This window comes from Photobacterium sp., assembly GCF_057456235.1.
In genome coordinates, this window is sequence record NZ_JBVCPH010000012.1 from 1 (window position 1) to 19008 (window position 19008).

A 19008-nucleotide genomic window follows, 5' to 3' on the forward strand; every position below is an offset into this window, starting at 1 on the left:
CTGAGCCACGCTCAAACACTTCCATCACAGTTTTGTTGTATCCTTCGATACGGCTCAAGGATTTTTACTGATTCTCTTGTTTCAACCGAAGTTGAAGCATAAATTGCCTGTGCCAATATCATTCCTCTGCAGGAATCATACTGTTCGGTCACTCAGTTCATTGATAAATCTTTCGACTTAACCTTTTCACGAGTGCCCACACAGATTGCATGGTCAAATTGTTAAAGAACATACTGACTAGGTTGCTGGCTAAGCGCCGTGCTCCGTGTCAGTGAGGCGGCATTATAGAGACATTGATCGTATTGGCAATAGGTATTTAGAAGAAAATTCAAATAAACTGCCCGTACGAACAAATAACAATCAACCTGATCAAAGGCGCTCATAAAAGATACGCCCTGGCTGTTTTTATCGATTGACCAAATCATTAATATGTATGACTCAATCAACCTCAACCTTGCTCTGAGTGTAATTGTGCCAATTCCAGCTCCTTCATTCGGAATTTTTGCAATTTACCTGTCACGGTCATCGGAAACGTATCAACAAATCGAATGTACTTGGGGATCTTGAAGTGCGTTATTTGCCCTTGGCAATATTCTCGGATGTCGTCTTCAGTAACCGTTTCACCGGCATGCAACTGGATCCAAGCCACCAGTTGTTCACCATAATACTCATCCGGAATACCAAAGACCGCAACCTGCTGGATCTTAGGGTGAGAAAATAAAAACTCTTCGATTTCTCTGGGGTAGATATTTTCACCGCCACGAATAATCATCTCTTTTATTCGCCCGGTAATTTTGACATAACCTTCATCATCCATTGTTCCCAGATCGCCGGAATGTAACCAACCATGCTCGTCTATTGCTTCTTTAGTACCTTTCGTATTGCCATAGTAACCTTGCATTAAGTGATATCCGCGGAAACAAATCTCACCAATCTCACCTAACGGCACGGTTTCTCCGCTTTGAATACTCACTACCTTCACTTCCTGATGGGGTAAGTTTTTACCGACCGTTTCTGTCCGTCGCTCAAGACTGTCATCACGCGAGGTTAAATGGGTTAGTGGCGATGCTTCGGTTTCACCATAACCAATCAGTATTTCACGGCAATGCATATCTTCCATTACCCGTACCATGAGAGGCGGCGGACAAGGCGCCCCTGCCATGATCCCGGTACGCAAGCTACTCATATCATAGCGGTCAAAATCAGCGTGTTCTAATTCGGCAATAAACATGGTCGGCACCCCATGTACCGCCGTGCATTTCTCACTATCAATAGCATGCAATACCGCCGTGGGCTCAAAGTGCTCAGAGGGAATAACAATGCAAGCTCCAACCGAAAAACATAACAGATTTGCCAGAACCATGCCGAAGCAATGATAAAAAGGCACCGGTACACATAACTTGTCCTGTTCGCTAAAGTGCATGGCTTTCGCGGAAAAATACGCATTGTTGAGAATGTTGTGATGACTCAATATCACAGCTTTCGGAAAGCCGGTAGTACCTGAAGTATATTGAATGTTGATCGGATCATCACGGTCCAGACTTTGAGTAATGCTGTCAAGGTCATTATCCGACGTCATTCGACCGCTAGCCAAAACCTCCGGCCAGATTTTAAACCCAGCTGCCGGACGCACAGTCTGTTGCGGGTTATCGGGATCAAAAACAATGACCGCACGCAGGTGCGGAAATGCCTTGCAATTTAACTGAGGCGATGGTGTTTTCAGCTCAGGAATAAGCTCCAGTAACATTGATAGGTAGTCACTATCGCGAAAGGTAGGGATCACAAACACCCCCTGCACTTCGGAGCATTGCAACGCGTAAGCCAATTCCTTTTTCCGATAAGCCGGATTGATGTTGACTAAGACCATGCCGAGACGGGCCGTTGCCATTTGCAACAGTAACCACTCAAGATTATCAGTAGACCAGACACCAATCCGATCGCCTTTGTGAAAACCGCAACCTACCAGGCCTTTAGCCAGCAAATCGATCTCGGCGGATAATGTTTTATACGTTAATCGCTGGTTTTGGGCTAATGATACGACGGCTTCCCGTTCAGGATACTGTTGTACGATATTGATAAAATGCTCAGGAATGGTATTACCGAGCAACGATTGGGTGCCACCACGATGAAAATAACTTTTTGGCGCCATTTTCATAATGTTTACCTCATGTCTGCATATGAAGGTTCAAAGAAAATGAGGGGCCGTCGAAAACAGCGAATAGCGACGGTAAGACATCGCTTTATCTAACCGTTTTTTGGCCAAGGCTATGGCAGCATCGCGAGGCAGCATCGATTGCTCATTGACCCGCTTGAGCACCTGCTCGGTATTGCGACGCACTTTTTCTTCGATTGCTTGAAAAGCTGCCGCCTGAGTTGCACCACGGTATTCCATTGCTGCGCAGATCACCCCGCCCGCATTGGCGATAAAATCAGGAATACATAACACGCCATGCTGATGGAGATATTTTTCAGCTTCTGCCGTACAAGGAATATTGGCGCCCTGCACCATGACCTTGGTGTTCATATGGTGAACATTACCTGTATGGATCACATCCGGCCTGGCAGCCGGGATCCACACATCACATTCAAGACCAACCAGATCTTCCCCCGTGATTTGGGTCGCGTCATTGTAGTCAGTAACAGATTTACCTTCGGTTTTCAGGGTTAACAGTTGCTCTACATCCAGGCCGTTTTGATTACAGATTGCGCCACGGGAATCAGACACCCCCACCAACAACGCCCCCTTATCAACAAGGAACCGACTCACATGCTTACCCACCGCGCCAAAACCCTGCACGACAAATCGCGATCCCTTCACCTTAAAGCCGCACTCTTTCGCTACAACATCAACAACTTGAGTTAATCCCCAGCCAGTCGCCCCCAGTTTGTCGAGGGGGATCCCCCCGAATACATGAGGTAGCCCGACCACCCGGCCAACTTCATCCCGAATCCAGGCCATGCACTCTTCGTCAACTCCCATATCCGGTGCGAAAATATAGGTCTCCTCATTACGTAATCCCTGGGCAAAAGCACGGATTAACTTTTCCTTATCCGCCTTAGGCATTTTGGGATCGGCACATATCACCGCTTTCCCTCCGCCATGAGGCAGTCCCGCAGCGGCATTTTTAAATGTCATAGCCCGAGCAAGCCTGACACACTCCTCCGTTGTGACATCTGGTGCCATACGAATACCACCAATAGACGGCCCCATCGCCACATTATCTACCACCAGCACCGCTTTTAAGTTCACTGAGGGTTCATGCAAATGAATGATTTTAAATGGTCCGAGTTCATCGGAATATTGAAATATCTCGTCCATATTATTTCTTCCGCCAATGACTATTTGTTGTATATAAACCATAGTCACTATTAGCCAAAAATGGCGAGAATAACTGGCACTCCATGGTGTTAAAGTGAAAAATCAGTCAAGCAAAGCCCTCAACATGCCTCTCACCCTAAAACAAAAGCCCGCTTAATCGCCCCGAATACGATAAAGCCTCAGCTTTGTGATAATCAACAACCAAACACCACAAAATCGTGCCGAAAATACACAGGTAATAGTAAAATCAAGATCCAATTTTTTGATGACTGATACGCCGCCCCCTATCTAATCCAAATGCATTATTATTGCTGCTTTTGGCAGATTACCCTGCGCACAGATTCTGCACTTGATGGACCATGGCAAACTTTTCGGAAATGATAACGGGGGGGGGCCTAAACTCGCTTTTCACTGTTTGATGACAAGAAGAAAAGCGAACCTAAGATTTTGATCATGCTAGAAACAACAAAGCCCCGACAAATAGTCGAGGCTTTATCATTTTATCTGGTGCCCGAGGACGGACTTGAACCGTCACGCTCGAAAGCAACGGATTTTGAATCCGTCGTGTATACCAATTTCACCACTCGGGCAGATGCGGCTCATTATACGTATACAAGATTGATGCGCAAGCATTTCTTTCACCGAAACCGTCTCTCGCTGAATTTTCAATCAAGGTGATAACTTATCGCTCACCCATATCCCGTTTTCATCGTTCAAGTCGCCACCGTATGTCGTTACCCTTACGTCAACGCTGCAACAAATGTCCTAGTAAACCAGTACGCGGACTAAATAACTCTTTCGCCTTTGCGGATCCGCAACTCTGGCTCAAAATGACGATTAACGCTAATGCTCTCTTGTTTTATTTGGTTTTTCAGCACTTCAACGGCGACGCGAGCCATATCGCTGATGGGAAAGTGCACCGCTGATACTGTTGGATAAAAACTTGCACAAAGATCGACACTATCAAAGCTAATGAGTGATATCTGCGTTGGTACTTCGATATTATGTTCATGGAAAAACTGTAAAGCCCCCCCTATCATCTCCTCATTACAAGAAAACAATGCCGTCATATCCGGATGATCTTGATAAAGTTTCTGTGCCGCAAGGTAGCCGCTTTCCCGTCCATAGTTACCTTCAATACTCAAGGTCGGTTCAATGGCCATATCTGCGTCTTTCAGTGCATTGATATACCCTTGGTAACGCTGTCTGCTATTGGTACGACTGAGTGGACCCGATATACACCCAATTTTTCTATGTCCTAATTTGATCAGATGACTGACGGCCATATGCCCGGCAAGTGTATGTTCAAACGTAATACATCGGGATTCCAAGCCTTCAACAAAACGATCTAACAAAACAAAAGGGGGCGGTTCCAGAGCCAGTTGTCGCAATTCATCATCACTAAGATAGCGACTGTTAAGCACATACCCATCACAACGAAGATCATGAAATCGGCAAATAGCTTCACGTTCACCGTCAGCACTGTGGCGTCCCTGTGCGGTAATCAGAAACTTCTTATGCAAATCAAGTTCAGACTGAACTTGATCCATCATTTCACCGAAAAAACCACCCGTGTAATTAGTGACCAACAAACCAATCATATTAGATGAAGCCGTTGCGAGAGAACGCGCTATAGCACTGGGACGGTAATTAAGCTCAGCCATTGCTTGTTCGACTTTTCTTTTGGTATCTGCTCTGAATTTACCTTCACCATTAATAATTCTTGATACTGTCGAACGGTTAACGCCAGCTAAAAGAGCAACGTCTTTGATTCTTGCCATAACCTTTGCGTCTTACTTATGATGATTAATTAAGAGGATTATAACAGCTACTTAGCCAGCCCTCGACGGCGTAATGTTGAATCAACACCATGGTTTGCCAGAAAGACGCTCAATCGTGAGTGGTCGCGTAGAGAACACCGTTGCATTATGTCGTTTGTGATATTTGATTTTTTAAACACCGTCACGTATTAGATAATATAGAGAAGTCGCAAACTTCAACACCTTGTCTTCCTAAGGCTTCTTGCAAGTTTTCATCCGTTAAAACAGCCAATTCTTTTGCTCGTATTACATTATAAGTACTCGCATCTAATAAAGGCTGATCAATGAAAGCAGGATGGCACATGACTTCTAATACATCACAGCGATTTTTATGCTTTTTTATAATCCCTAAGAGTTTATTGACACTAATATCATCACCATAAAACTCATTACTGAATATATATCGACAATTACTCGATGTGGCACCATATCCACCGCATTCTCTTAATGGCACTTTATAAAAATGAGCCAGCTCTTGTATTACAGGTAAAATCTGAGGATGAGTATGGGCATGGTGATGACTATCAATGTGACTTAAGCTTAGCCCTGAAGCAAGAAAATGCTCAACTTGCGCGGTGGCTTCATCAGCAATCTGCTGTTCAGAAAAATCCTTCCTCTGCCAAAAATTTTCTCTAACAAAAAATTGGCCACTGTCGCATGTCAAAGAGTGGGCAGCAGTGAGCGGTGCTCCTGCTGTAAATCGCAAATGCAAACCCAGTTTCAGTGACGTCGCAGAAGAGGCCAGATCTATGGCATGTTTATCAGCCGCCATGCCGACCATGAGAGTGGTTGAACGTACCACCCCTGACTGACTGGCAGCGACGATCCCCAAATTAACCCCCGGAGTCAAACCAAAATCATCCGCATTAAAAATCACATGCATAGCATCACCTAAACCTATCAAAAGCGGCTTCCTTGCCGTCCAGTATTTCCAATTCAATTCAAATTAGTTTTTATCCATTGAACTGCGGCAAGTAGTCACGGTTGATTCGCAATATGTCATCCAATATGGCTTTAGCTCGTTTAATATCGGGCACCAGAGGATTATTCGCCAACGCCATTAAGCCTTTGTCATAATCACCATGCACTGCAGCCTCAACCGTCAGCTGTTCGTATGCCTTGACCTGGTGAATCAAACCACTCACCTCTGGACTTAAGTGTCCGACAGCTAAAGGCCGTGCGCCCCAGCTACCGATGACAGCGCTACACTCAATCACTACATCGTCAGGCAAACTTGCAATGGTGCCGTTATTGCGCACATTCACCACATTAACCGTATTAAGGTTGTTGTAGATGGCATCAACCAAGTTGAGTGACGCATCCGAGTAATAGGCACCGCCGCGCTTCTCAAGTTGCTCAGGCTTCCGGTCAAGATTAGGATTCTGATAGAGATCAAACAGCTCACGTTCCGTTTCCATGACCTGTTCTGCTCGCGTTCCTTCGCTTTGTGAGGCTTCCTTTTCTTCTGCGAGCATGGCGTCAGTTTGATAAAAGTAGCGATGATATGGGCACGGAATTGCACCTAAGGCTTTCAAGAAAGCAGGATCCCACGGCTCTTCAAAGATATTTTTCATGCTGAAGTTTGCCCCATCTCCCACTTTTTCGAGCACTTCCGCTGTAATATCCTTGCCATCGAGCCAGACTCGATGAGCCCACACCAAATGATTCAATCCTGCACATTCCAAAGATAAATCATCCGGTGAGCAATTCATCATCTCAGCAATCATCATCTTCATTGAAACTGGCACATTACACAGACCAATGGCTTTAACCTTGGTGTATTTCTGTACCGCCTCTGTCACCAGGCCGGCCGGATTGGTAAAATTAAGCAGCCAAGCATTCGGTGCAAGCTCTTCAATATCTTTACAGATATCAAGGATCACCGGGATCGTACGAAGTGCTTTTGCAAAACCGCCAGGGCCTGTAGTCTCTTGGCCTATCACATCATACTTGAGTGGAATACGCTCATCATTGGCACGAGCCTGCAATCCGCCAACACGGAACTGAGTCATCACAAAATCAGCATCTTTTATCGCTGCGCGACGATCTAACGACGCCTTAATGGTAATGTCGGCGCCAACCTTTTCAACCATACGCCGTGCCAACGCTTCGATAATATCCAGCTTTTTCTGGCCCGGTTCGATATCAACAAAATGGATCTCTTTTACAGGCAAGCGGTCCAGTCTTTTCAATACACCTTCCACCAGCTCGGGAGTGTAGCTACTTCCTCCCCCGATAATGGCCAGTTTTAATGGTAATTTAGTCATAATCCAATCCTTTTACTGATTTCCTTTGTAATGCAGAGCAATCATTTCTGTTGCGAACTCATAGACACCAGTGGATGTCAGCAAGTGCTTTTGCGTATAAGCCATTTCCGGTGTCTTCTGCACCTTACCTTTTCATTATTCAGCTTCAATAAGCTGAATCCGGGTTATAGCAAAACGCTATAACCCGCTGATTATTTTTATGCTGTTGCGGAGGCAGGTGCCTCTTCAGATCCTTGTTCTTTGCGCGCCGATTTACCTTCTTCCTCTAACAGCTGCTTCTCAAACATTTTGAAGAAAGGCAGGTAGATAAATAAATCCATCACGAGTAATCCGATAACAAGTAAGACCGGAGACAGCGTCCAACCTGATCCCCAAGAAGCACCAAGAAGGGCTGGTGCAGTCCAGGCTGTCTGTGAGACGCCCATACCGACTAATCCTGTATGTACCGCGGTATAAGCAACAACTGCATTTAAAACAGGTGCAAAAACAAACGGGATAAACATGGTCGGGTTTAATACGAGTGGGCTACCGAAAATGACCGGTTCATTGATCTGAAAGAAACCGGGCACAATACTCATACGGCCAAGACTGCGCAGGTGAATCGAACGGCTGAACATCATCAGGATCACTAGCGCCAACGTTGCCCCCGAACCACCGATAAAGATATAGAAGTCCCAGAAAGGCTGAGTAAAGACATTGGGGATAGGCTCACCCGCTAAATACGCGGCCTGATTTGCTCCGATATTAGTTAAGAAAATAGGTGAAAGCAGACCAACTACGATGGCTGCGCCATGGATACCGGCAAACCACAACAGTTGACACACTAACAACGCACCAATGATGGCTGGCAATGTATTGGATGCGCTGACCAAAGGCCTGAACATCTCCAGCACCAAGTCTGGGATCAACATATCGTATTGAGCCTGTACAAAGAGACTCAAGGGGAAAATGGTCAGGAATACCACAACCACGGGAATGAGCATTTCAAAAGAACGGGCAATAGCTGGAGGCACTTGCTCAGGCAGCCTGATGGTAATATTGTACTTTTTCAAAATACGGATCAGCTCAACAGAAAAGAATGCACTGATAACGGCAGTAAAAATACCGGTGCCAGACATGTGCCCCATTGATAACGTATCATTTGTTGCCGGTGCCGATGCGACTAAAAAAGACATTAACGATAGCGAGGCACTGGTAATTCCATCCATTTTATAAGCACGCGCCAAGCTATATCCAATTCCCAGTGACACAAAGATGGCCATTAAGCCCATCGTCATTTGAAAGGGCATCATAATGTTGTCAAAGTTAGCCGACGCAAAATCAAGCCAAGCCCGACCGAAGGCATTTTCTGTATCTTCAGCAAATGGTGGAAAAGCTAACACCAAGGCAAAACTACCAACAATAATAAATGGCATCGCGATAATAAAACCATCACGCATTGCACGAACATGCTTCTGATTGCCAACTTTTACTGCGAGCGGTGCAATATTCCTTTCAACGATATTAATTATCGTGTCATAGAGCTTCATAGAACGAATCCTTTTATTTAATATAAAACATCACATTCACAAAATCATGTAGAGATAAACAATATTATTCACCGAAAGTATTAACCAAACAGACACTGGCTAATTAACCATTAACTCAACATCAAATAATTAACGGTAATTACCCCAACACTTACTATCACTATCATCGTTTATTTAGTCACAGCTTATAACGCCGTTAAAATAGTAACAAAACAAAAAATCAAAAAAGCGCAACCGGTTGTGCTTACCGTGAACAAGATCTCAAGTTAATAAGCAAACACTACAACACAGCTAACTTTAACGGTTTTGTGAATATAAAAACCCAAACTGACAGTTGCGTTAATAAGGCGAGCAGAACAACAAAGCCTCCCTGAATGTTTTCATCTTGACGTCATAACGCACATTATTGACATGGTAACAATGTACGTTTTCAGGCTTCTTGGCGGCCGGCAGCAAGCCAAATACTCACATTAAAAAAATAATGTTAAACTGCCCACTGGTACCGAGAAAAATCGGTGAACAAACACGGTCGCCACAGACCTTTCATTTATCGGGCTGGCAACTTACTTGGTGTAAAGATGAGCAAGAAAAAACAACAGGACGTTAAACTGGCAAAACAATACCCGGGCCTATTTCGCCGTCTGGGGGCTTGGGTCTACGACTCTCTGGTCGTAGCCGCTGTACTTATGCTTGCTGGTGGGGCTGCGATGGCCATTATGGTGGCCTTACTCCATTTCGGTATTATCGATCTGGGTGATTACGACGATGTCAGCGCGTACCTGAGTAAACACCCTGTTGCCGGGATCATTTATCCCGCTTATCTCGCAGCCGTCATGATTGGGTTCTATGCTTACTTCTGGTGTAAAGGTGGGCAGACACTCGGCATGCGGGCCTGGAAGCTGCGCATCCAAAATGCAGACGGCTCAAATATTCGTGTGACTCAGGCCTTCATCCGTATGGGCACGTCTGCCTTTGGGTTAGGTAATCTATTGGCTCCCTTTCACAGTCAAAAACAATCATTCCAGGACTTAATGGCCGAGAGTGAAATGATTGTCACCACCGTTAAATAATCGCGAGAATGCGGAACCGGTATAAAAAGAAGAAGGAGCCATCTGGCTCCTTCTTCTTTTTTATAACTTACGTCGCAGCAAATAAAACGTAATCACCAGGAAGACCATACTTGGCCCCAAGGCGCCAATAACAGGATGTAATCGATACACCAGACTCATCGGGCCAAACACTTCATTGGAAATATAGAACGCAAAACCAAAAATAACCCCAGACAGAACGCGTGCGCCCATTGTCACGGAACGCAACGGCCCGAAGACAAATGACAGAGCTAACAGCATCATGACCGCAATCGAGATCGGCTGCAGCATCTTGCGCCAGAATGCCAATTCATAACGAGAGGCATCTTGCTTTGACTCTTTCAGGTACGACACGTAATCATAAACGCCGGAAAGTGACAGCTCCTCAGGTTTTACCGTGACGACGGCTAACTTGTCAGGTGTTAATGAAGTTTTCCAGGCCAAGGTGTCATATTCGGTGTTGGTCTGCTTAACATCCGAAATAGCCGTGACCGTCACATCGGCAAGCTGCCAGCCTTGCTGCTTATCATAGGAGGCTGACTGTGAAAACACCATTTGGCTGAGCTGATCTTGTTCATCAAACTGCCAGATATTAACGGCATCTAGATGATTCTTCTCATGGACACGGCCAATATAAATAAAGTCGTTATCATCTTTTGCCCAAACCCCACGCTGAACTGACAGCATATTCCCCCCAGACGTCCACAAAGCACGAAGTTCGCGCGCTGATCTTTGTGCTTCTGGCGCCCCCCACTGACCTAGCGCCATGACGATAAGCATCAGAGGAACTGCAGTTTTCAGTACTGACAAGCCGATATCAAGTTTAGAGAAGCCTGCCGCCTGCATAACGACCAGCTCAGAGCTCGATGCCAGCGCGCCTAAGCCAATCAATGCTCCCAGCAATACCGCCATCGGGAAAAACATCTCGATGTCACGAGGCACACTCAGCAATACATACACGAGCGCTTTCCATAAATCGTAGGTTCCATCACCCACTTTTCGAAGCTGCTCAACATATTTGATGATGGCGGACAGCCCCACCAGCGTAGATAACGTTAAGGCAGTCGTCGCAATAATCGTTCGGCCAATGTACCAGTCTAAAATCTTAAACATTAACCGCGTCTCCGTAGTTTATCTCTCAGAACCCTCAATGGCATGGTATCCCAGGCATTTAAAGCAATCGCAACTAATAACATCACGCCATTGATTGCCCACAAACCAACAGATGAAGACAACCCGCCATCTTCGACCGAAGATTTAGCAGCGCTAATAGCCAGAAAGTATGCCAGGTATATTAATATCGCAGGGAACAGCTTAGCGAACCGCCCCTGGCGCGGGTTAACGGCCGATAACGGCACAACGACCATGGTCAGCAGAGGAATACACAAGAATAATGAGACACGCCATTGAAACTCCGCTTTCGCCGCCAGCTCTGGATGTTTGATGAGTTCGAGTGTCGGTAATGCATCCCAGTCACGATTTTTTGCGCGAACAGCACGCTGGCCGATCAGCGCTTGATACTCGTCAAATTCAGTTATGGAATAATCAAGCCGGGTCGGGAATCCTTCATAACGGGTGCCTTCTTTCAGATCCAGGACCTGACGACCATCGTTCAGCTCACTGACATAACCACGATCGGCCACCATCACACTCGGACGTAATGTGTCGCGAGCAATCGGCTGTGCCACAAAGACCTTATGCAACTTAGAGCCACTGTCTGTGATGTCATTGACAAAGACGACACCCCTGCCGTCAGGAGCGGTCTGAAACTGACCTTTCACTAACAACTCCAGGCCGGAGTCCGCTTCCACAGCCTCCATCACCCGCGTTTCCTGCTCGGCACTCCAGGGAGCCAGCCACAAGGAGTTGAAAGCGGCCACAGAGCCCGTAAGCATCGCTAGCCACAACGCCGCCTGGATCAGAAACTTATTGCCAATTCCCGTTGCATTCATGACGGTAATTTCACTTTCGCCATACAAACGGCCAAAAGTCAGCAAAATGCCAATATATAGGCTGAGGGGCAGCATCAACAATGTCATTGACGGCATATACAGCCCCATCAATGTCAAAATCAGATCACCGGGAATTGACCCCTCTGTTGCAGAGGCCAGAATACGAATAAATTTTTGACTAATAAATACAAGAAAAAGCACAAAAAGAACCGAAAATTGGCTTTTTAATGTCTCACGTGTCAAATACCGAACAATAATCACGCTTTATATACCCATAGAAAACTTGTTTTTTTACTGGAATCACTATAGTTTTTCGGTAAATCAGTTATTTTTTAATCTTTCGGCTAATTGTTAGCCTGCACTTAATCTTATACCGATAGAGCGGTCCAGCAAGTAAGTGCGGTATTATCTAACATTTAGCATTAATTGTCTTTAGTAGGATGTAGGAGTACGCATGGAGTTCAGTGTAAAAAGTGGCAGCCCCGAGAAACAGCGAAGTGCCTGTATTGTCGTCGGCGTCTTTGAACCACGTCGCCTTTCTCCAATAGCGGAACAACTTGATAAAATCAGTGATGGTTATATCAGCTCATTACTGCGTCGCGGCGACCTAGAAGGTAAGCCGGGCCAGATGCTGCTGCTTCACCATGTACCAAACGTATTATCTGAGCGTGTACTCTTGGTAGGGTGTGGTAAAGAGCGTGAACTTGATGAACGCCAATATAAGCAAATCATCAAGAAAACCATCAGTACATTAAATGAAACAGGTTCAATGGAAGCGGTATGCTTCCTGACCGAACTACATGTGAAAGGTCGCGATACTTACTGGAAAGTTCGCCAGGCAGTAGAAACAACCAAAGAAAGCCTGTACACCTTTAATCAATTTAAGAGCAACAAACCAGAAACCCGCCGTCCACTGCGCAAACTGGTCTTTAATGTGCCGACTCGCCGCGAGCTGTCTCTCGGCGAACGGGCTATTTCGCACGGTTTAGCTGTCGCTTCAGGTGTAAAAGCAAGTAAAGACTTGGGTAATATGCCACCTAACGTAGCCAACCCGGCCTACTTAGCTTCACAAGCACGCCGTCTGGCCGATGATTTTGATACTGTCTCCACCAAAATCATTGGTGAGCAAGAAATGAAAGAGCTGGGTATGACATCCTACCTGGCGGTGGGTCAGGGCTCGAAAAACGAAGCCATGATGTCCGTCATAAAATACACCGGAAACCCAGATTCAACAGCCAAGCCGATTGTCTTAGTCGGTAAAGGCCTGACATTCGATTCAGGTGGTATTTCAATCAAACCATCCGCTCAGATGGATGAAATGAAGTACGACATGTGCGGTGCGGCATCAGTCTTTGGCGCGATGAAGTCACTGGCGAAGCTGAACCTGCCAATCAATGTTGTCGGTATTCTGGCGGGCTGTGAAAACATGCCTGGCGGCAATGCATATCGTCCGGGCGACATTATCACCACGATGTCGGGCAAAACGGTAGAAGTACTGAATACCGATGCTGAAGGTCGTTTGGTGCTGTGTGATGCGCTAACTTACGTTGAGCGCTTTGAACCAGATTGCGTTATTGATGTTGCGACCCTGACCGGAGCCTGCGTTGTGGCGCTGGGTAACCACATCAGCGGCTTGCTAGGTAACCACAACCCGTTGGCTCATGAGCTGATCAATGCGTCGGAACAAGCCGGTGATCGTGCATGGCGCCTGCCAATGTCCGACGAGTACCAAGAACAACTCGAAAGCCCATTTGCTGACATGGCAAACCTGGGTAGCCCCGGTGCCGGTACCATTACTGCAGGCTGCTTCTTGTCCCGTTTCACTAAGAAATATAACTGGGCACACCTGGATATTGCAGGTACAGCGTGGATTGGCGGTAAAACCAAAGGTTCAACAGGACGCCCGGTTCCACTACTGGTCCAATTCCTGTTAAATCGTGCCGGCCTCGAAAACGTCGAATAAGACAGAATACCGACTCGCATCATGATCTGAGTGGGTATAACGGGGCCGAATGGCCCCCCTTTCTTTATTGAGATAAAACACCATGACTCATGCTACGTTTTATATAATTGATGACAAACACCTTGAAGCTGATAATAATTACCAGCTTCATTTTGCTTGTCACCAGGCAGCATTGAGTTACCAGCAAGGCAACAAAGTTTATCTGCTCGCTGAAAGTAAAAAACAGGCAGAACAGCTTGATGAGTATTTATGGCAACAGGAACCTGATGACTTCGTCCCTCACAATTTGATCGGTGAAGGGCCAAGGGGTGGTTCGCCTGTTGAAATTGGCTGGCCCGGTTTACGTCACAGCGGACGCCGTAGCTTGCTAATAAATTTGGCTCAAGATGCACCAAATTTTGCCGTAACCTTCCCACAAGTGATAGACTTCGTCCCTTGCGATGAAAAGCTCAAGCAGTTGGCTCGCGAACGCTATAAGGTATATCGCCTTGCTGGCATTCAATTGCAGACCGCCGCTGCCCCTGAGACGCCCTAATTCCCACATCGATCCTTCTAAGAGCGCTATGGAAAAGACATACAACCCACAATCAATTGAACAAGCGCTATATCAGCGCTGGGAAGAGGCTGGTTACTTCAAGCCTCACGGTGATACATCTAAAGATGCTTACAGCATTATGATCCCACCGCCAAACGTCACTGGTAGTTTGCACATGGGCCACGCGTTCCAGGATACCATTATGGATACCCTGATCCGCTGTGAGCGTATGAAAGGCAAAAACACCCTATGGCAAGTCGGTACTGACCACGCAGGTATCGCAACCCAGATGGTTGTGGAACGTAAGATTGCTGCCGAAGAAGGCAAGACTAAGCACGACTACGGCCGTGATGCGTTCATCGATAAGATCTGGGAGTGGAAAGCTGAATCTGGTGGCACCATCACCAAGCAGCTTCGCCGCCTGGGTGCATCGGTTGACTGGGATCGTGAACGATTCACAATGGATGACGGCCTGTCTAACGCAACCCAAGAAGTCTTCGTTCGTCTGTATGAAGAAGATCTTATCTACCGTGGTAAGCGCCTGGTTAACTGGGATCCGAAGCTACACACGGCGATCTCCGATCTGGAAGTTGAAAACAAAGATAAAAAAGGCTTCATGTGGCACTTCCGCTACCCGCTGGCGGATGGCGTACAGACTGCCGACGGCAAAGATTACATCGTTGTTGCCACCACGCGCCCGGAAACCATGCTGGGTGATACCGGTGTGGCCGTTAACCCTGAAGATCCGCGTTACAAAGATCTGATCGGTAAAGAAATCCTGCTTCCTATCGTTGATCGTCGTATCCCTATCGTGGGCGACGAACATGCCGACATGGAAAAAGGCACAGGTTGTGTGAAGATCACCCCTGCTCATGACTTTAACGATTACGAGGTTGGCAAACGTCATAGCCTGCCGATGATCAACATCCTGACTTTCAATGCTGACATCCGCGACAGCGCGGAAGTTTTCACCACCAACGGTGAAGTCAGTGATGTATACAGCACTGAGCTGCCAGAAAGATACCATGGCATGGAACGCTTTGCGGCACGTAAAGCGATCGTGGCAGAATTTGATAAGCTCGGCCTGCTAGAAGAAGTCAAAGATCACGACCTGACCGTCCCTTACGGTGACCGTGGTGGCGTGGTCATTGAACCAATGCTAACTGACCAATGGTACGTACGTACTGCACCACTGGCAGAGCCTGCGGTAAAAGCGGTTGAAAATGGCGATATCCAATTCGTACCGAAGCAATACGAAAATATGTACTTTGCTTGGATGCGCGATGTTCAAGACTGGTGTATTTCACGTCAGCTTTGGTGGGGTCACCGCATCCCGGCCTGGTATGACAACGATGGCAACGTCTATGTGGGCCGTACCGAAGAAGAAGTACGTGCAAACAACAACCTTGCACCTGTTGTCGTGTTGCGCCAGGACGACGATGTACTCGATACCTGGTTCTCTTCTGCACTGTGGACATTCGGCACCCAAGGCTGGCCGGAAAATACCGATGATCTGAAAACCTTCCACCCTTCAGATGTACTGGTTTCAGGTTTCGATATTATCTTCTTCTGGGTTGCCCGCATGATCATGATGACCATGCACTTTATTAAAGATGAAGATGGCAAGCCACAGGTTCCGTTCAAAACCGTTTATATGACAGGCCTTATCCGCGATGAAAATGGCGATAAGATGTCGAAGTCTAAAGGTAACGTACTTGATCCGATCGATATGATCGACGGTATTGGCCTTGAAGAATTGGTTGAAAAGCGTTGTGGCAACATGATGCAGCCAAAACTGGCCGCAAAGATCGAGAAGAACACCCGCAAGACATTTGAAAACGGTATTGAACCGTACGGCACCGATGCACTGCGTTTCACCCTGGCAGCAATGGCATCAACCGGTCGCGATATCAACTGGGATATGAAGCGTCTGGAAGGTTACCGTAACTTCTGTAACAAGTTGTGGAACGCAAGCCGTTATGTACTGATGAATACCGAAGATCAAGACTGCGGTATGGCTGAGGGTGCTGAGCTTGAGTACTCGCTGGCTGACAAGTGGATCGAGTCTCAGTTTGAATTAGCGGCAAAAGACTTCAATACCCATATCGAAAACTACCGTTTAGATATGGCGGCGAATACCCTGTACGAATTCATCTGGAACCAATTCTGTGACTGGTACCTGGAGCTGACTAAACCGGTTCTTTGGAAAGGCTCTGAAGCACAGCAACGTGCGACTCGCCGGACCCTAATCACAGTGCTAGAGAAAACTCTGCGTCTTGCCCATCCGGTGCTTCCATACATCACTGAATCTATCTGGCAGAGCGTGAAGCCGCTGGTCGACGGTGTTGAGGGTGAAACCATCATGACTCAGGCACTGCCTCAGTTTAACGAAGAAAACTTCGATGCTGACGTAGTCGCTGATATTGAGTGGGTGAAAGCGTTCATCACCAGCATCCGAAATCTGCGCGCCGAGTACGACATTGCGCCGAGTAAAGGTCTGGATGTCATGCTGAAAGTCGCTGACGAGAAAGATGCCGCGCGCATTGCAGCAAATGAAACTGTCTTAGCTGCTCTGGCGAAACTGGACAGCATCAAAGTCTTGGCCGACGGCGAAGAGACTCCTGCTTGTGCAACATCATTGGTGGGTAAATCTACCCTGATGATCCCGATGGCGGGTCTGATCGACAAAGATGAAGAGCTAGCACGTCTAGATAAAGAATCGGCGAAGATCCAAGGCGAAATCAAGCGTATCGAAGGCAAGCTAGGTAATGCCGGTTTTGTTGCGAAAGCACCAGAAGCCGTTGTTGCCAAAGAGCGCGAGAAGCTTGACGGCTACAAAGAAACGCTGGTTAAGCTGGAAGAGCAGAAAGCGACTATCGCTGCGCTGTAAATGCCAGTAGTAACAAGTTTCTAGTTTCTAGTTTCTAGAACATCAGGAGGGCTGACGAAAAATCGTCAGCCCTTTTTAATATCCGACCCAGCTGACCTTTTCATACTCATCTTTTCGAGATCCCTCTTCTCCCCCCACTTCAATTGCTTTTACCTATTAAAACGATAATCACAACCGACTTTTGTTAGTGATAATTATTCGCAATAATAACGCTATTGAGAGAGAGGAAAACATTATGAAAAAAACAATCAGTTTTGCTGCTATTCACTTTTCCGTTGCGTTTACGGTTGCTTACTTACTAACCGGCGACATTCTTATCGGTAGTTTGATCGCTATGATTGAACCTGTGGTTAACACCATCGCTTTCTACTTCCATGAAAAAGCATGGCAGACAAAATCATTAAAACAGTCGCAATACAGCGCGCCTGTTAGCAAAACTATCAGCTTTGCAGCCGTCCATTTCAGCGTAGCATTCAGTGTGGTGTATCTACTGACTGGCGACATTCTTATCGGTAGTGTCATGGCAATGATCGAGCCTGCGATTAATACGGTAGCATACTACTTCCACGAAAAGGCCTGGAACAAAAAGCAGCAACATCAGATTGATAGATCTTTTTTTGACATGATGCAGTGTCATCACTAGCAATAATGTATCAGATCCAAGATAAAGATTGATTGACATGGTTGCTTATCGCAATTAAATTAAGTTGCACACCACAACAAATAAGAAGTCACCATGCAACCACAGCAACTACGTCAACTCTCTCGCCAGCTCGTGCGTCAGCTTGGCTTATTCGAAAGCCATTGTGGCAGCAGGAAGCTGACTCCGGTTCAGGCACATACCTTGATCGAGTTAGAACAAGCACCCTGCACTGTGAATCAAATGGCTGAAAGATTAAAAGTCGATAAATCAAATGCCAGCCGTACCTTAGCGGTCCTGCTCAACTTAGGCTTAGTCACCACCACCCCCAACCCTGATGATAAACGCAGTCAATTGTCCCGGCTCACCGCAGCAGGCGAGCAGACTCTCGGTACCCTACACACACAATTGAACAATCACGTCCAGTTCATCCTTGATCAGATGGACACCGATGAGATTGCGCAGCTTAAAAAAAGCCTTTCCCGCTATACCAAAGCTATCCAGGCTGTCGAGAAGCAGTACGATTACCTGATCCGCCCTCTCCAGCCTCTTGATAATGCATCGGTTGCTGCCGTCGTTCGGCGTGTGTCAGCGGAATATGGGCTGACTGCCGATGAAGGCTATGGTGTTGCAGATCCAACATTAGACAGTATGAGTGATGTCTATAAAGCCGCGAACAGCCAATATTGGGTGATCGAAAAAGATAACCGTATTCTAGGAGGCGGCGGTGTAAGTGCCTTGGCAGGTTCAGATAATCTGTGTGAACTACAGAAAATGTATTTCCTAACCGAATTACGCGGCAAAGGGTTAGCACGGGCCCTTGCCGTTAAAGCGCTGAAATTTGCAAGACTACAAGGTTATAAAGGCTGCTACCTGGAAACTACGGCCAACCTTATAGAAGCCATTGCGTTATACGAATCTTTGGGGTTCGTGCACATTCCACACGCCATGGGCAATACCGGCCACGATGCCTGCGAAGTCCGGATGCTAAAGAGTTTTTAACCG

General features: G+C 46.6%; 14 protein-coding genes and 1 tRNA gene. 6 read left to right on the forward strand and 9 right to left on the reverse strand.

Annotated features, from left to right (window positions below; genetic code table 11):
* Positions 1 to 448: 448 nt before the first annotated feature.
* The 7 genes from AC2204_RS13775 to AC2204_RS13805 form a co-directional block, all read right to left on the reverse strand.
* Positions 449 to 2155 carry an AMP-binding protein gene (locus AC2204_RS13775; RefSeq protein ID WP_318926259.1) on the reverse strand — a complete coding sequence of 569 codons (1707 nt, stop codon included), beginning with the start codon at positions 2153 to 2155 and terminating at the stop codon, positions 449 to 451.
* Between the two features lie 30 nt (positions 2156 to 2185).
* Entirely contained in the window at positions 2186 to 3319 is a 1134-nt protein-coding gene (locus AC2204_RS13780; RefSeq protein WP_318926260.1) for a Glu/Leu/Phe/Val family dehydrogenase, read from the reverse strand.
* 505 nt (positions 3320 to 3824) lie between these two features.
* Positions 3825 to 3909, reverse strand: a tRNA-Leu gene (locus tag AC2204_RS13785).
* 195 nt (positions 3910 to 4104) lie between these two features.
* A complete protein-coding gene (locus tag AC2204_RS13790) occupies positions 4105 to 5100 on the reverse strand; it encodes a LacI family DNA-binding transcriptional regulator (protein WP_318926261.1) in 996 nt (331 codons plus the stop codon).
* Positions 5101 to 5281: 181 nt separating this feature from the next.
* Positions 5282 to 6022, reverse strand: a complete 741-nt coding sequence (chbG, locus tag AC2204_RS13795) for a chitin disaccharide deacetylase (protein WP_318926377.1) — start codon at positions 6020 to 6022, stop codon at positions 5282 to 5284.
* 70 nt (positions 6023 to 6092) lie between these two features.
* Positions 6093 to 7406 (reverse strand): 6-phospho-beta-glucosidase, encoded by a 1314-nt coding sequence (locus tag AC2204_RS13800; RefSeq protein WP_318926262.1) that lies wholly within the window; start codon positions 7404 to 7406, stop codon positions 6093 to 6095.
* 197 nt (positions 7407 to 7603) lie between these two features.
* Positions 7604 to 8935 carry a PTS sugar transporter subunit IIC gene (locus AC2204_RS13805; RefSeq protein WP_318926263.1) on the reverse strand — a complete coding sequence of 444 codons (1332 nt, stop codon included), beginning with the start codon at positions 8933 to 8935 and terminating at the stop codon, positions 7604 to 7606.
* Between the two features lie 578 nt (positions 8936 to 9513).
* Between AC2204_RS13805 and AC2204_RS13810 the strand changes: the two genes are divergently transcribed.
* Entirely contained in the window at positions 9514 to 10005 is a 492-nt protein-coding gene (locus tag AC2204_RS13810) for an RDD family protein (RefSeq protein WP_318926264.1), read from the forward strand.
* A 60-nt stretch (positions 10006 to 10065) separates the two neighbouring features.
* Here AC2204_RS13810 and lptG read toward each other — a convergent pair whose 3' ends face one another.
* Positions 10066 to 11136, reverse strand: a complete 1071-nt coding sequence (lptG, locus tag AC2204_RS13815; RefSeq protein WP_318926265.1) for an LPS export ABC transporter permease LptG — start codon at positions 11134 to 11136, stop codon at positions 10066 to 10068.
* A complete protein-coding gene (lptF, locus tag AC2204_RS13820; protein WP_318926266.1) occupies positions 11136 to 12236 on the reverse strand; it encodes an LPS export ABC transporter permease LptF in 1101 nt (366 codons plus the stop codon). The genes lptG and lptF overlap by 1 nt, the downstream gene beginning before the upstream one ends.
* Before the next feature lie 193 nt (positions 12237 to 12429).
* Between lptF and pepA the strand changes: the two genes are divergently transcribed.
* The 5 genes from pepA (at position 12430) to AC2204_RS13845 (ending at position 19005) form a co-directional block, all read left to right on the forward strand.
* Positions 12430 to 13938: a leucyl aminopeptidase gene (pepA, locus tag AC2204_RS13825; RefSeq protein ID WP_318926267.1), complete on the forward strand. Its 1509-nt coding sequence runs from the start codon at positions 12430 to 12432 to the stop codon at positions 13936 to 13938.
* An 82-nt stretch (positions 13939 to 14020) separates the two neighbouring features.
* Entirely contained in the window at positions 14021 to 14473 is a 453-nt protein-coding gene (locus tag AC2204_RS13830) for a DNA polymerase III subunit chi (protein WP_318926268.1), read from the forward strand.
* Positions 14474 to 14501: 28 nt separating this feature from the next.
* Positions 14502 to 17363, forward strand: coding sequence for a valine--tRNA ligase (locus AC2204_RS13835; protein ID WP_318926269.1), 2862 nt, complete (start codon positions 14502 to 14504; stop codon positions 17361 to 17363).
* A gap of 235 nt (positions 17364 to 17598) precedes the next feature.
* On the forward strand, positions 17599 to 18006 hold the full coding sequence (locus tag AC2204_RS13840; RefSeq protein WP_318926270.1) for a DUF2061 domain-containing protein: 408 nt from the start codon (positions 17599 to 17601) through the stop codon (positions 18004 to 18006).
* 93 nt (positions 18007 to 18099) lie between these two features.
* Entirely contained in the window at positions 18100 to 19005 is a 906-nt protein-coding gene (locus AC2204_RS13845) for a bifunctional helix-turn-helix transcriptional regulator/GNAT family N-acetyltransferase (protein ID WP_318926271.1), read from the forward strand.
* Positions 19006 to 19008: the final 3 nt, after the last annotated feature.